At 33.7% G+C, this 14,673-nt stretch carries 13 protein-coding genes; all 13 read left to right on the forward strand.

Going from position 1 to position 14,673, the window contains the following annotated elements; genetic code table 11:
* Positions 1–110 precede the first annotated feature (110 nt).
* The 13 genes from ACQKIH_RS12740 (at position 111) to secA (ending at position 14,613) form a co-directional block, all read left to right on the forward strand.
* Complete coding sequence (locus tag ACQKIH_RS12740) at positions 111–992, forward strand: choline/ethanolamine kinase family protein (protein WP_427766536.1); 882 nt, start codon at positions 111–113, stop codon at positions 990–992.
* Positions 989–1,678 carry an NTP transferase domain-containing protein gene (locus ACQKIH_RS12745; protein WP_427766539.1) on the forward strand — a complete coding sequence of 230 codons (690 nt, stop codon included), beginning with the start codon at positions 989–991 and terminating at the stop codon, positions 1,676–1,678. Before ACQKIH_RS12740 ends, ACQKIH_RS12745 begins: the two co-directional genes overlap by 4 nt.
* 12 nt (positions 1,679–1,690) lie before the next feature.
* Positions 1,691–3,697 carry a sulfatase-like hydrolase/transferase gene (locus ACQKIH_RS12750; RefSeq protein WP_427766541.1) on the forward strand — a complete coding sequence of 669 codons (2,007 nt, stop codon included), beginning with the start codon at positions 1,691–1,693 and terminating at the stop codon, positions 3,695–3,697.
* 890 nt (positions 3,698–4,587) lie between these two features.
* Positions 4,588–4,989 carry a flagellar protein FlaG gene (locus tag ACQKIH_RS12755; RefSeq protein ID WP_427766544.1) on the forward strand — a complete coding sequence of 134 codons (402 nt, stop codon included), beginning with the start codon at positions 4,588–4,590 and terminating at the stop codon, positions 4,987–4,989.
* Between the two features lie 28 nt (positions 4,990–5,017).
* Positions 5,018–7,321: a flagellar filament capping protein FliD gene (gene fliD / locus ACQKIH_RS12760; RefSeq protein WP_427766547.1), complete on the forward strand. Its 2,304-nt coding sequence runs from the start codon at positions 5,018–5,020 to the stop codon at positions 7,319–7,321.
* A gap of 19 nt (positions 7,322–7,340) precedes the next feature.
* On the forward strand, positions 7,341–7,694 hold the full coding sequence (gene fliT / locus ACQKIH_RS12765; RefSeq protein WP_427766550.1) for a flagellar protein FliT: 354 nt from the start codon (positions 7,341–7,343) through the stop codon (positions 7,692–7,694).
* A gap of 27 nt (positions 7,695–7,721) precedes the next feature.
* Entirely contained in the window at positions 7,722–8,126 is a 405-nt protein-coding gene (gene fliS, locus ACQKIH_RS12770) for a flagellar export chaperone FliS (RefSeq protein WP_427766552.1), read from the forward strand.
* A gap of 478 nt (positions 8,127–8,604) precedes the next feature.
* Entirely contained in the window at positions 8,605–8,736 is a 132-nt protein-coding gene (locus ACQKIH_RS12775; protein WP_427766554.1) for a hypothetical protein, read from the forward strand.
* A 771-nt stretch (positions 8,737–9,507) separates the two neighbouring features.
* Complete coding sequence (locus ACQKIH_RS12780) at positions 9,508–10,074, forward strand: competence protein ComK (RefSeq protein ID WP_427766557.1); 567 nt, start codon at positions 9,508–9,510, stop codon at positions 10,072–10,074.
* A 37-nt stretch (positions 10,075–10,111) separates the two neighbouring features.
* Positions 10,112–10,393 carry a competence protein ComK gene (locus ACQKIH_RS12785; protein WP_427766560.1) on the forward strand — a complete coding sequence of 94 codons (282 nt, stop codon included), beginning with the start codon at positions 10,112–10,114 and terminating at the stop codon, positions 10,391–10,393.
* Positions 10,394–10,780: 387 nt separating this feature from the next.
* The gene (locus ACQKIH_RS12790; protein ID WP_427766563.1) at positions 10,781–11,158 is read left to right on the forward strand and encodes a PilZ domain-containing protein; all 378 of its coding nucleotides are present in this window, start codon (positions 10,781–10,783) and stop codon (positions 11,156–11,158) included.
* A gap of 104 nt (positions 11,159–11,262) precedes the next feature.
* Positions 11,263–11,817 (forward strand): ribosome hibernation-promoting factor, HPF/YfiA family, encoded by a 555-nt coding sequence (hpf, locus tag ACQKIH_RS12795; RefSeq protein WP_057984361.1) that lies wholly within the window; start codon positions 11,263–11,265, stop codon positions 11,815–11,817.
* A gap of 285 nt (positions 11,818–12,102) precedes the next feature.
* Entirely contained in the window at positions 12,103–14,613 is a 2,511-nt protein-coding gene (gene secA / locus ACQKIH_RS12800; protein ID WP_427766566.1) for a preprotein translocase subunit SecA, read from the forward strand.
* Positions 14,614–14,673: the final 60 nt, after the last annotated feature.

Here is a 14,673-nt window from a genome sequence, read left to right on the forward strand (position 1 = left end):
GAAATTAGATCCTCATACTTATTTCATCTGTATGAAGGACATAGTTTATGGCGATTAAAGCCTGATTTTGATTTAGTGAATTTAAATAGAATGTTGAAGGGGAACTAAATATGAACCAAGAATTAATAAAGGAAATATTAGAAACTACTAATGATGTACCACAGAATCTACTTGTAATAAAACAAATGGGGGGCCTTACAAATCAAAACTTTTATGTGAGGACAGAAGATAATGAATATGTAGTACGCATTGCTGGTGAAAATACATCAGACTATGTAGATCGTGTCGCTGAAAAATATAATTCAGCAATAATGACAAAAAAGCAAATATATCTTAAAGACCTTTTTTTTGATGAGGCAACAGGGAATAAATTAACAGAATTCATTCCAAATAATAATACATTTGTGGAAGTCTCGGGAGAACAAAGAACAAATGCGCTAAGTAATATCGCGATGATTTTCTCAGCACTACATAGCACAACTGAAAAATTCCATACTGAATTCGATTATTTTGTAGAGGTAGATAAATATCTCGCTTATTGTAATGATACCAAGTGTTCTTACTTCAAAAACTTCGATGAGGTAAAAGATTATATTATCTTAACTAAGGAGCAATATTATAGTTTTCAAAAGAATTCAACTCCTTGTCATATAGATCCGCTGGGTGAGAATTTTTTAATCACAGATAATAAAGTTTATCTGATTGATTGGGAATATAGTGCAATGCACGATAAATATTGGGATTTAGCTGCATTTTCTTTAGAAAATATGCTAACAGATGAAGAAGAGTTCTTACTATTAAACCAATATTTACATCATGAAGTGGATACTACAATTCAATATAGAATAAACTTTTATAAAATATATCAAGATTTTTTATGGCACCTATGGGGACTATATAAAACCGCATTAGGTGAGGATTTTCATAATTATGCAACGGAAAGATTTAATAGATGTGTAGGAAATATCGAGAAAATGAAGGCGTTCAAATGACAAATGCGATTATATTAGCTGCAGGTCTAGGTTCTCGAATGAGGCCTATTACAGATTATTGTCATAAAGCTTTAATAATTGTTAATGGAAAGCCCCTGATAGAACATCAAATCGAGGTATATATTAGTCATCAGGTAACAAACATTTTCATAGTTGCGGGGTATAGATGGGAAGACTTTTTGTACTTAGAAGAAAAATTTCAAAATGTAAAGATAATCTTGAATAAAAATTACAAAAAATATAATAATTTTTATTCTATATTTTTATTGAAAGATGCTTTGTCAGATTGTTATATTTCTGAAGGAGACATTTACTTTAAAAAAAATGTTAAGCTAGTAAAATTTGATGGAAAATCGCGGTATTTTGTGAAAAGAAATTCCAATCATAAAAAGGAATGGCGTGTTTTTGCTGATTTATTTGGAAAAATAAATATGATTAAAATTGATTATTCATTTAATCAAGAAATAGCTTGTGGTATTACATACTTAAATCAGCATGATGGGGATTTATTATCAAAAGAATTGAGTCGACTTGATTTTGATACGCTTAGTAACCCACAAGCATACTGGGACGAGTATTTAATTGAGAATTTATCTGAATTGTCGTTGTATCGCAGTAAAATAAATGATGAGGATATTTTTGAAATTGATGATGCTAACGACTTAATGCAACTACTAAAAAATTAATTGGAGAAAATAATGGATACTAATATTAAGGAAATAAAAAAGATACATGCAATACTCCAGCAAAACTTAGGCAATAAAGAACGTTTAAATAATATTGAAAAATTAGGGGAGATTTCTAAAACAGAAATATATTATGTTGCCTACAGTTCATACTTATTTAGTGACAATAATATAGAGTTAGCCAATGAAGTGTTAAACGAAGGCCTACTCAAATTTACATATTCATCAAACTTACACTACAATGCAATTATTATAGCATTTCATTTAAATGATTTTGAAAAACTTTTCGAACATTTAGGGTTTTGTTATAAATATTCATCTAAAGAAAACTTGAATGAATTAGAAAAATTGCAACAAGAAATTATTAATGTAATAACGAATGAAAAATTAATGTCCTTGGATGTACTGAAAGGATATATCGAACGAGTTAAAAAAGTTTATAAACAAGATGATGGTAGATTTTATCCGATAGACAGGTTCGGAGAAAGTTTAATTAGAAGAGTTCTAGATAAAAATACAGAACAAGAAAATATGACTAATTTATATAAGGCAAGCATGTTATCGAATATTAATAATCTAATTAGATATTATGTTAAAACGGAACGGTTTGTTGGTAGAGAAGGTTGTTTATTTGAATTTGAATTTCATGAAAAAACAATGATTCCATTATCCCTAATAACCCAGGATACTCTTATTGAGTTCATTTTTAATGATGAACATTTCACATCTAAAAATTCAACACTTCACTTCAACCAATATAACTATTTAAATTTCGATAAAGGAAAACTTACTATCAAATCAGATAATCCTATTTTTATTGGAAAACCTATTCCAATTAAAGACAAAGAAGAGAAGCCTTATAAACTCGTCCTACACATTTTTATTGACGGATTATCGGCAAAATATTTAGCTAATAGAGAGCCGAACAAGTATATCGATAATATTTTAACTTCTTTTAATAATAAGTATGAAAATAAAAATTGTTTTGCAACTGCCGATTGGACATTTCCGAGTAATGCGGGAACTGTAACTGCAACTGATTTCACTAAACATGGACAATATCATCCTACTTATGATCATGATTTTTCTTTAAAACAAAAGTCCCTTATTGAAACAATTAAAGAGAATGGATATTTTACAACTCTAATTAGTGGTTGTTGGAGAGGTACCCCTACTCAAGGATATGGAAAAAGCTATGATAGAGTCGTTTTTAAGAATTCTGCTGGCAGTTTTGGAGCTAGTGAAATCACAGAGGAAGTTATAGATCATCTAGAAGCATTTAAAGATAAAAACAATTACGTTTGGATTACATTACCAGATTTACACGATGTCCCAGATGAATTATATTTCTCTCCATTAAGTCAAATGAATTTAAACTTCAAAGATAGATTGAAATCTGAATTAGGTGTTACGTCAGTACAAACAAAATACAGTGAGTCCAAGATAAAACGTTATGGCAACGAATTAAATAGGATAGATCTACATTTAGGAGTATTATTCAATTATTTAAAACAGCGCTATAGTGAAGATGAAATGTTGATTATTGTACATTCAGACCATGGTCAAGGCTATTTAACACCTGATTCAACCCAATTCTTGAATGATTACCGTACTAAAGTGCCCTTCTTTTTACTAGGTGGTAATGTTGAATCAAAAATAAGTAATACATTAATGAGTAATTTAGATATCTATCCAACAATATTGAATTTACTAAATATTCCTGTAGATGAATCGAATTTAAATGGAACATTATTAGAGGATTTTGGTGGAACTAATAGGAAATTCGCTGTTACAGAAACGTATCATCCAGATCAAACGTATAAAATAGTGTTCAATTATAGAGATTTTAAAATTTATTTTGAGACACTTGAATTTGTTGATAATTATGGGCGTGTTGATTTTGAAAAATATAAAATCAATTTTGAAGCAGTGATTGATATTAGTGAAGATGAAAAAATGACATATGTCAATGAGGTTCTTAATTGGGTAAAGGATCATCGAATTTATTTGCAAAAGTAAATAAACGTTACTCTCATCATCTTAATTTTATAGTAAAGAGATGGTGTTGAAAAAACTAACCTAATCCATAAAGGACATCCATTATTAAAACAAATTAATAATATATTTTATTTAGCAAGAGGATAGTTCGAAATTAAATAACAGATATAATTAAAAGGACATCTCCAAAAATGATTTAGTCCTTTTTGTTTTTTAAAACACACTCAAAGATTCTTTTCTACCAGCGTATATATCCCCATCAAAAAATGTACACTGAAATGGTGTTTGCAGTGGAGGTTTGTTATATTTTATGTAGAGAAAAATTTGCGAATGATGAGGTGTTCGTATGTAGAAGCAAGTGATAACCTTTAATTTTTTCAACACATCTACTGCTAAAAAGGTAGCACCTTTTCAATATGTATTTTGTTGGATAAAGATGAAAAGTTGTATACAGCTATAACAAGAAAAAACAGTGTGAATCGGTTATTGTGGAGCTTTGCGATAGTTAAAAAGCATCGTAAGGGAAAAATCTGTATAGCCAACTATTATTCGTAAGATTCGCCCGAAAGTAACATATAAATCACTTGGTAGCGAACATACAATTTATTGTCTTTCTGTTTTTTCATCACGTGCTTCAATTCTTCTAAAGCAGCAGGGATTTTTCTTCAGGAATTAGTCCAATTTTACGCATCATTATTCTCCGTTTCACATCTGTTAAGACTAGTAGATAGGAAAACGAGAAAGAAAGAGATTGAGTCTAAAGTGTAATCACCTCATAACTATAGTTAAAAATTAATTTCATGAATTTCAGTTTTGCCTGTCATTTGATGGCTGAAAAACTGGAATTCTTTTTATTTTGTCCGATATTACATATAGTAGCGCCTGTATTAGATTCAAGGAGGATGGAAAACATGCGTATTTCAGGGAATGTAGATATAGATTCAGTACGAGTAAGTAAAAATTTTATTAATAACGTACCTACTGCTGAAAAAGCAGTGAAGCAAGGAAGCGAAACTGTTAAAAAGCAAAGGTTGGATACAACATCATTAACGCAAACACAAACACAAACGAATGATAGTAGTGAAGAAACGAAAGCAAAAGTTCAAGAGGCAGTCAATAAAATGAACGAAATGCTTGACGTGAATAATAGCGCTTCGAAATTTATGTATCATGAAGGCTTAGAGCGTTATTATGTAACAGTTGTTAATCGTGATACAGATGAGGTAGTGAAAGAAATTCCGCCGAAAAAGCTGTTAGATGCATTTTACGAAATGCAAAAGATGCTCGGCATGATTGTAGATGAAAAAATTTAAAATGGTTTAATACAAGGAGGAAAATAATATGGTAATGCGAATTGGTGGATTAGCGTCCGGAATGGACATCGATGAGTTAGTAAAAAAATTAATGTCTGCGGAGAGAAAGCCTTTAGATAAGTTGTTTCAAAAGAAAACAACGTATGAATGGCAACGAGACGCGTATCGTAGTGTTAACACAAAGCTAAAAACATTTGATTTGTATGTTTCGGAAAATTTATCTACTAAAACGATGAACTCAAAAACAGCAACGAGCTCGAATTCGAATTTAGTATCGGCTGTTGCAACAGGGAAGGCATCAGGGACACTTTCAATTGAGGGTGTATCGCAATTAGCTGAAGCAGGTCGTATTACAAGTGGACAATTGAATGCGTCTGGCTCTACTAAAATGGATTCAATTGCAAAGGGTACAATTGAATTCAAAGCAGTTAATAAGAATGGTGAAATGCCAGCAGAATCAACAAAAATAGTGATTTCTGAAAATATGACAGTGGATGATTTCGTCAAGAAGGTCAATGAAAGTAATGCTGGAGTATCGGCTGTATTTGAAAATGGGAAATTTTCATTTACTTCAAAGAATACAGGTAAAGAAGGTCTTGAGATTAAAGGAGATACGTCAAAGCTTACTGGAGATGCTTCAGGTATTTCAGTTGGTAAAGGTAAAAATGCTATCTTCCAAGTAAACGGCATTGCTACTGAACGTGCATCGAACTCATTTTCAGTGAATGGCTATAATGTAACATTAAAAGGAACATTTAACGAATCGAAAATTAATGATTCATTTAAAACAGCCGCTGAAGAAAATTTTAAGAATGCAACAGACAATATAAATGAAGCAATTAAACAAGTAGCTAAGGAGTATGGTATAACAGTCGATAGTAGTGATCCCTTTGCCGACTATGAAAAAGTTCTTGCCGAGGTAAAGAAAAAAGTTGCTGGTCACCAAGGGACTACAAATAATGCGAAGGCTACTCTTGATACAGCTAGAAATATAGGTGTTACGAGTCCGGCAGTTGATGCATTAAATCCTAATGCGAAAAATTTCATTGGTTCATTAAATAAGGAACAAAAGGAAGCTTTAGCCGCTAAAGATTTAACGAAGGATAACATTGATGATATCGAGGGTTTAAGCCCTGATCAGTTACTTGAATTCCGAAATTTAACAGATGATGAAAGAGCCTCTATTGATACTTTAAGTAAGGAAGATTTAACAAGAACAGCAGGAAATGTATACGATAGCTTATCTGCTGATGCAAAGTCAAAACTTAGTGGCAAGACGCTTGATGAATTAAAGGCAGATACAAGCCTCTCAGAGGCTGATCAAAAGTTATTTGCCTCTATATCGAGTGATGCAGAGCTAGATACTATTAAGGATGTTCATACAAAAAATACTGTCTATACAAATGCAAATGCTAAGTTAACAAAGGCAAAGGGCTTTGAGACGGACTTAATAAGCAAAAATAAGGAATATGAACGGGCTGAAACTGCTTGGAAAGAGGTAAATAATTCAAACGGTTCATCTGCTATAGATACAGTAACAACAGATGCTGTAACTTTATCGTCAACAACAAACGTAGATGACATGATGAAAACAATTACGGACTTTGTGGATATGTATAACGGTTTAATAAAAGACCTTGCAAATCAAACGAAGGAAACAAAATATCGAGACTACAAGCCGCTATCAGATGAACAAAAAAAGGACATGTCCGAGAATGAAATTAAGCTTTGGGAAGAAAAAGCGAAGAGCGGTTTACTAAGAAGTGATTCACTCATTCAAAAAGGCTTATCAGAAATGCGTTCTTTAGTGTATCAAACGAACCCAGGATTAAGTGATTCTAAATTTAATTCATTATTTAGTATTGGTATCACAACATCAGAGAATTACAATGAGGGCGGCACATTGGAAATTAATAAGGTAAAATTGCGTAAAGCGATAGAAGAAGATCCGGATGCCGTTGAAAGACTATTTAAAAATAGCGATGGAAAAAAGGATGGTTCTGTTCAAGCGAAAGATAAGGACGGTAACCTTGTATTTGAGGATGGAAAACCTAAGATGGTGCCAGCAGATACGCGTGGTTATATAGAAAAATTACGTTTTGATACATTAAAATCATTTGAAATTTCTATTGAGAAAAAAGCTGGGCGTTCAACAATGACGGATGCAGAGTATTCAATCGGTAAGGGTTTACTAGATACGGACAAGCGGATTAAAACATGGGAAGGCAAGTTGAAAATGATCGAAGCACGCTACTGGAAACAATTCGGTGCTATGGAATCAGCAATCAACAAAGCAAACTCACAATCATCTATGTTCATGCAAGGTCAATAATTAGTAGGTGGTATAAAGAATGGAACAACAACTTTTACAAATATCGGCAAAGCTTTATCAGCATTTAACGAAATTACCTACAGAAGAGCAGCGAGATGAGCATATTGAGCAAACTCACCAAATGTTGGATGAACGTGGTATACTAATCGAGAAGATGCAAAGTGATGGATTTCAAATGGATTTAGAAAACAAGTCACATGCGATGTTAGCTGAACTCGATAAAGGTATTCGTGAACGTTTGGATAAAGTCATGAAGGCTGTGCAAGCAGATTTAAAAGATTTACAAAATGCAAAGAAAAATGAACAACAATATATGAATCCGTATGCAAGCGTTCAAGTGATGGATGGACGTTATTATGATAAAAAGAACTAACAAATAGCTTCAGAGGGAGTGTAATTTTTGACTGCACAAACTAATGCTTTAAATGCATACAAACAAAACAGTGTAACAACAGCTTCTCCAGGTGAGTTAACATTAATGTTGTATAATGGGTGTTTGAAATTTTTAGGGAAGGCAAAAATTGCGATTGAGCAAAAGAATATTGAAGAGAAAAACTATAATATTCAACGTTCACAAGCGATTATCGCAGAATTAATGTCTACGCTTAACATGGATATTGAGATTTCCAAACAAATGTTACCATTATATGAGTATATGAATCATCGACTTATTGAAGCAAACATTAAAAATGATCCTTCAATTATTGAAGAGGTCGCAGGTTTAGTAACAGAATTCCGTGATACATGGAAAGAGGTTATTAAAATTACACGCAAGCAGCAATATGCTAATGTAGAGCACGTATAAAATGAGAGGACCCGCTTATAAAAAAAAGCTGGGTCCTTTTTATTATTGAAAAAAGCAACTGTAATCAACGTGGGAAGGGGGGAGCTACTTTATGAATAGTGCGAGGAATTATAGATTTACAGAATACGAATCTTCAAAATTCAAAAGATTAGTAGATTTGGTTGTAAGGAAATATAAGGGGTCCTAAATTAACCCTTTATACTTTACAAAGATGAGATATAAAAAAACAGAAAAGTTTGGTACTTATAGGGTTAAATGATACCTTTTACTTTCGTATCAGATATAAAAGTCTTGTGATTTATATACCGCGAACTACTATAAAAGTTCTAACTTTTATATGAAAATATAAATTGTCGAAATTTGTACATATTTTGGAATTGAATAGGAAGCTACTGTTTGCGAGAATAAAGATACAGATATGAAATTAATTGAAATTTTAAAAAATATAGACAAATGAAGTTTGGGTGGGTACAATTAAATGAAAATGACAGTTGGAATTGCGAAGAATGTTACAGAAATACCAAAAATGATACAAGGTAATATGTATGGGATGTTTGGTTATTTAGTAGTGATGTTTCAGATTTCAATTGCAACGCTAGATTTTTTATAAAATTTACATCGATATTCAGTAGGGTATACTCCTATATGAGGGGAAGAGGGTTCTATAATACCCAACTATAGAAAGGAGCATGCTGATTTCATTTTTCACTTTTAGCTGGAGGAGTATCCTTTTATATCAGAAGAGATTTGTAAATACCGCAATTTGAAGTAGCCAAAAGGACACCTCGTTTAAAAACATTATACATCTCAAAATGATGAACCACTATTTGCTTTTATTTATATGTATTTATACAGAAAAAAGCAGTTAAAAAACCACTCTATAATAATAACCATCAATTGTTCTCAGCTCGATTTACTTATTATTTTACATAAAGGCAGTAATGCAGAATAACGTTTAACCATCCACGGTGAAAAGAAAGCGTTTTCAAATATACCGCTAATCAATATATGAATCACCTACAGCAGCTTATGAATAAACTGAAATTTGCTGTCTTTTTAGTGTTTTTTATTATTTTAAAATAAATTTGTAGTCGTGGGATTTATATAGTTTTAAAAGTTGATGGGACAGTTCGATGCAGGTGATATAAAGCATGAATTGTAATTTGTCGTAGAATTAAAATAGTACAATATCAAGCAATCATCAATTTGCTAATAAGGGAGGTGAGTGAAATGTGAAAAATCAAACTAAAAACCCCCAAGTGAGCATCCTTGAGCAGAAATTCACTTGAGGTTTATGTTGTCGGAGTATACCGACGTACTATTAGTATACTCCTTTTTTAGTCACTTGATAACCACAAAAAAAAGAAAAGGAGTCGAAATGATGAAAGAGATACCTAATATTTCAGAGGCGATGGCAATAATGCCTTTTACAGCGGAGTATGGAGAGCAATATTCAATTATTGTACAAGATGATGAGCTGATTAAAGTTCCTTTGACAAATTTGAAAGTATTGGATCATCAATTACGTTATATTGGTTCGAGCATGAAGGGTGCAAAGGAAGCTGCCAAACTAGTATTAGGTTCTACTAGCATGTTCCCGATTGTGGCAAAATTGCATCCGAAAATTGAAATTTTGTTTCCAACTGAATCAATTCGTCATACAACGACGTGCGTATTTTTGTCGTTGAACCGTATTCGTGATATTAAACCCTATTCGAAAACAAGTTCCATTGTCTATGGGTATGGCGCCAATGATATTGTCGTGCCTGTCCCTTATACTAAGCTAAAGAAACGCTATTTTGAAGCGCAAAAATATTTTTCTATCATTTTTTTGAATCAACAGCCTAACACGTATTTAAAAGCAGCACAGCGCAAGCTCATTATTTTAAAATGTGCAGAAAACCGAGCGAGTTATGAGGTGAAGTGTAACAATCCGAAAGATCATTAAAGAGGAAATCATTGAATGGTAAAGGGGGAAAAAACTTGTGGAAATTCGAAAATCGTATATTATAACATCCAAAACAATCGCTATCATGCCTTTTGTTACAGAAAACGGTGAACTATATACAGTCGTATTGGAAACCGGAGCAATCGCGATTATCGCAAAACCGCCTACCACGCTTGTTAAAGAAAACGAACAATTTATTATAAGTCAGAAACAAAATGTGAGACGTATTTATGAAGATTTATGGGAAAAAGAGCTTATTCAAAATGGTAAAAAAATGAGTATAAAATTTAAGTTTAGAATGGACGAACAAAACTTCTAGAATACATCGTTTTCTACTATTAAAAGCGAGTTTGTTGAAATCGGAGTCCCTTAATGATTGTTAAAAAGAACCAAAAAGGATAACAAGTAGGGAGGCGGATATAGTTTCTCTACTTATTTTTTGAATATGAGGATTAAGATTTAGGATTTGGTGTAATATATGTTATTCTACCTTTCTGCTCGAATAGAGACAACTTAATAAAAATAGAAGAAAATGGAACTAAAAACTTATTTTTATATAATTTTATGTATGGAGTGTAGTTAAAATGTTCTAATTTTTAGCAGTTATTTATTATACAAAATAGCAATTAAGTTCATAGACATTTTATGGCATATTAAGGGATAATGAATAGAAAATGTTATTACTTTCTATTCAGGGGGACGTGCCATGATATTCAAAAGAACAGAGGGGTTTCGATTTGTTTTTGGGGACCCTATTACCGCAAATTTTGTTTTGCTATTGAATGGAAAACCAGAAAACGGGAAACAATCATGTAGTATTCTAGATGTTAGTCCACATGGAATGAAAATGTTTTCAAAAACAGAAATTGGTGAATATAGAAATAAGGTTGTACAAATTGAAATACATTTTATTTTAGATGAGGTATTAATTAAAGCAGTAGGTGAATTAGTTTGGAAAAAGAATTTTGGTAAAGACTTTCATTATGGAATTGTTTTTGAAAACCAACCTATTGTAGAAGATTTAATCGTGAGTGAGTTAAAGGTGCGCCGTAAAAAAGAAGTTAAGCGTGCTGCAAAGATTTAGTTCACTTAAAATGTCGAAAAATGAAATAAATTTCAAAATGTAGCAGGGATTTTTAAACCGATGTAGAAATTAAGTAATATAGCCGTTAAGAAGGAGGAGTTCACATGCTAAACTTTAACATTCGTGGTGAGAACATTGAGGTAACTCCAGCGATTCGCGATCACGTTGAGTCTAAAATCGAAAAGATTGAACGCTATTTCAATGGTGATGTAAACGCAAACGCTAATGTCAATTTAAAGGTTTATAATGCGAAAGAAACAAAGGTGGAAGTTACAATTCCAATGAAAAATTTGACCCTTCGTGCTGAGGAACGTCATGACGATATGTATGCAGCAGTCGATTTAATTGTCGACAAATTAGAACGTCAAATTCGTAAACATAAAACGAAAGTCAATCGTAAATTCCGTGATCGTGAGGGGACAGGTCTTTATTTTGCAGCAGTTAATCAGGCTGAAGCATCTACTGAAACTTCCGATGAAGAATACGTAATTGTACGTACAAAACAATTCGATCTGAAGCCAATGGATCAAGAAGAAGCGGTTTTACAAATGAACATGCTTGGCCATGATTTCTATATCTATACAGATGCAGAATCAGACGGCACGAACATTGTTTATAAACGTAAAGACGGCAAGTACGGCTTAATTGAAACGAATTAAATAAATGATTATCCAAACGGACTGCTTACTTATGGCGGTCCGTTTTCTACGTATTGTCTAATACTTTATCGTTATGTGAAGATGGGTAAAACCGAATAAGGTAAGAAAATAGTGTAAATATCGGTTATCAACACTATTACAAAAAGCCAGTAGAACCTGAATACAGACATAAATCACCAAATAAATTTGGCGTAATGCCCAATTATTTTACTGTCTATTTGCACCAACTCTATACATAATGCTAAAATGAAATGTGAGAATATTTATTGGGAAGTGACCAATTCAATGGCAAACATATTAAATAAATTATTTGATTTCAATAAAAAAGAAGTAAAGAAGCTTGAAAAAGTAGCAGACAAGGTAGAAACATTCGCAAGTCAGATGGAAACGCTCTCTGATGAAGCGCTACAAGCGAAAACAGAAGAGTTCAAAAATCGTTACCAAGATGGCGAAACAGTTGAGCAATTGTTACCAGAAACCTTTGCAGTTATTCGAGAAGCATCTCGTCGTGTATTAGGTATGTATCCGTTCCGCGTACAAATTATGGGGGCAGCTGCATTAAATGAGGGAAATATCGCAGAAATGAAAACCGGGGAAGGGAAGACATTAACTTCCACAATGGCGGTTTATTTAAATGCGATTACTGGTAAAGGTGTACATGTTGTTACGGTCAATGAATATTTAGCAAGCCGTGACGCCGAGGAAATGGGCGAGTTATATACATGGCTAGGCTTAACAATCGGACTCAACTTAAACAGCATGTCAAAAGAAGAAAAACGTGAAGCTTATGCGGCGGATATTACGTATTCGACGAACAATGAGTTAGGCTTTGACTATTTACGTGACAATATGGTGCTTTATAAAGAAGATCGTGTGCAGCGCCCATTATACTATGCTGTAATTGACGAGGTGGATTCGATTTTAATCGATGAAGCACGTACGCCGTTAATTATTTCAGGGCAAGCAGGAAAAACAGCGCAACTTTATGTTCAATCAAATGCTTTTACGCGCATGCTTAAAAAAGAAGAAGATTACAATTATGAAGAGTCAACAAAAGGGGTTACGTTAACAGAAGCTGGTATTGAAAAGGCGGAAAGAGCATTCGGTATAGATAACCTATTTGATTTAGCTCATGTTCGTCTAAACCATGCGATTAACCAAAGCTTGAAAGCACATGCGTCTATGCATTTAGATGTGGACTACGTTGTGCAAGAGGGTGAAGTCGTGATTGTTGACGGCTTTACGGGTCGTTTAATGAAAGGTCGTCGCTATTCGGATGGCTTACACCAAGCAATTGAGGCAAAAGAAGGCCTGGACATTCAAAATGAATCGATGACAATGGCTACTGTTACGTTCCAAAACTACTTCCGAATGTATGAAAAATTATCTGGTATGACGGGTACGGCGAAAACAGAAGAAGAGGAATTCCGCAATATTTACAACATGCAAGTAGTGGCAATTCCAACGAATAAACCGATTGTTCGTGATGACCGTCCAGACTTAATTTATGCATCAATGGAAGGGAAATTTAAAGCGGTAGCAGAAGATATTGCAGAACGTCATAGCCTTGGGCAACCTGTGTTAGTTGGTACGGTGGCGATTGAAACATCTGAAATTATTTCAAAATTCTTAACGAAATTTAAAATTCCACATAATGTATTAAATGCGAAAAATCATGAGCATGAAGCGGATATTATTTTAAACGCTGGTCAAAAAGGTGCGGTAACGATTGCGACAAACATGGCAGGTCGTGGTACCGACATTAAGCCAGGAGAAGGCGTAATGGAAGTTGGCGGTTTGGCTGTTATTGGTACAGAGCGTCATGAATCACGTCGTATTGACAATCAGTTACGTGGTCGTTCTGGTCGTCAAGGGAATCCCGGTGTGACGCAATTTTACCTTTCTTTGGAAGACGATTTAATGCGTCGTTTCGGTTCGGACAACATGAAAGCAATGATGACGAAGCTTGGTATGGATGATTCGCAGCCAATTCAATCACGTATGGTTTCAAAGGCAGTAGAATCAGCACAAAAACGTGTAGAAGGAAATAACTTCGATGCACGTAAGCGTCTATTACAATATGATGATGTATTACGTCAGCAGCGTGAAGTCATTTATAAAGAGCGTGAAGAAGTATTAGACTCAGAAAATATGCGTGAACTAGTGGAGTCGATGATTCAGCAGGCAGTTGAAAATGCAGTAGCGTTGCACACACAAGGTGAAAAAGATGCGTGGACATTGGATGCACTAGAAGATTACATTTCGGCCAATCTTTTTGAAGAAGGTCTAATTACGAAATCGGATCTTCAAAATAAATCACCTGAAGAAATGATTTTATTCATCTATGAAAAAGTTCAAGTTCATTACAATGAAAAAGAAGAAGCAATGACGCCAGAGCGTATGCGTGAATTCGAAAAGGTTATTTTATTGCGTTCAATTGATACAAAATGGATTGACCATATTGATGCGATGGATCAGCTACGTCAAGGGATTCACCTTCGTGCTTATGGACAAAATGACCCATTACGCGAATATCAGCAAGAAGGATTTGCGATGTTTGAGGATATGGTAGCGGCAGTACGTGAAGATGTTGCGAAATATGCAATGAAGGCGGAAATTCGCAGTAACTTACAGCGTGAAGAGGTAGCGAAAGGGCAAGCCGTGAATCCGAAAGAAGAGGGTGCGCCAAAGCCGAAAAAATTGCCGTCGCGCAAAGCAGAAAACATCGGGCGTAATGATCCTTGTCCATGTGGAAGCGGTAAGAAATATAAATCTTGTCACGGTGTAGCGAACTAACATAGAGAGTGGATTGAAATCCCACTTTATTGCCGAGGTCATTGAAATTTTGATGACCTC

It is taken from the genome of Solibacillus cecembensis, assembly GCF_050272495.1.
Classification (GTDB): Bacteria; Bacillota; Bacilli; order Bacillales_A; family Planococcaceae; genus Solibacillus; species Solibacillus cecembensis.

Coding starts and splice junctions, on each gene's coding strand:
- ACQKIH_RS12740 (WP_427766536.1), top strand. CDS start 111: ATGAACCAAGAATTAATAAAGGAAATATTAGAAACTACTAATGATGTA.
- ACQKIH_RS12745 (WP_427766539.1), top strand. CDS start 989: ATGACAAATGCGATTATATTAGCTGCAGGTCTAGGTTCTCGAATGAGG.
- ACQKIH_RS12750 (WP_427766541.1), top strand. CDS start 1,691: ATGGATACTAATATTAAGGAAATAAAAAAGATACATGCAATACTCCAG.
- ACQKIH_RS12755 (WP_427766544.1), top strand. CDS start 4,588: ATGCGTATTTCAGGGAATGTAGATATAGATTCAGTACGAGTAAGTAAA.
- fliD (WP_427766547.1), top strand. CDS start 5,018: ATGGTAATGCGAATTGGTGGATTAGCGTCCGGAATGGACATCGATGAG.
- fliT (WP_427766550.1), top strand. CDS start 7,341: ATGGAACAACAACTTTTACAAATATCGGCAAAGCTTTATCAGCATTTA.
- ACQKIH_RS12775 (WP_427766554.1), top strand. CDS start 8,605: ATGAAAATGACAGTTGGAATTGCGAAGAATGTTACAGAAATACCAAAA.
- ACQKIH_RS12780 (WP_427766557.1), top strand. CDS start 9,508: ATGAAAGAGATACCTAATATTTCAGAGGCGATGGCAATAATGCCTTTT.
- ACQKIH_RS12790 (WP_427766563.1), top strand. CDS start 10,781: ATGATATTCAAAAGAACAGAGGGGTTTCGATTTGTTTTTGGGGACCCT.
- hpf (WP_057984361.1), top strand. CDS start 11,263: ATGCTAAACTTTAACATTCGTGGTGAGAACATTGAGGTAACTCCAGCG.
- secA (WP_427766566.1), top strand. CDS start 12,103: ATGGCAAACATATTAAATAAATTATTTGATTTCAATAAAAAAGAAGTA.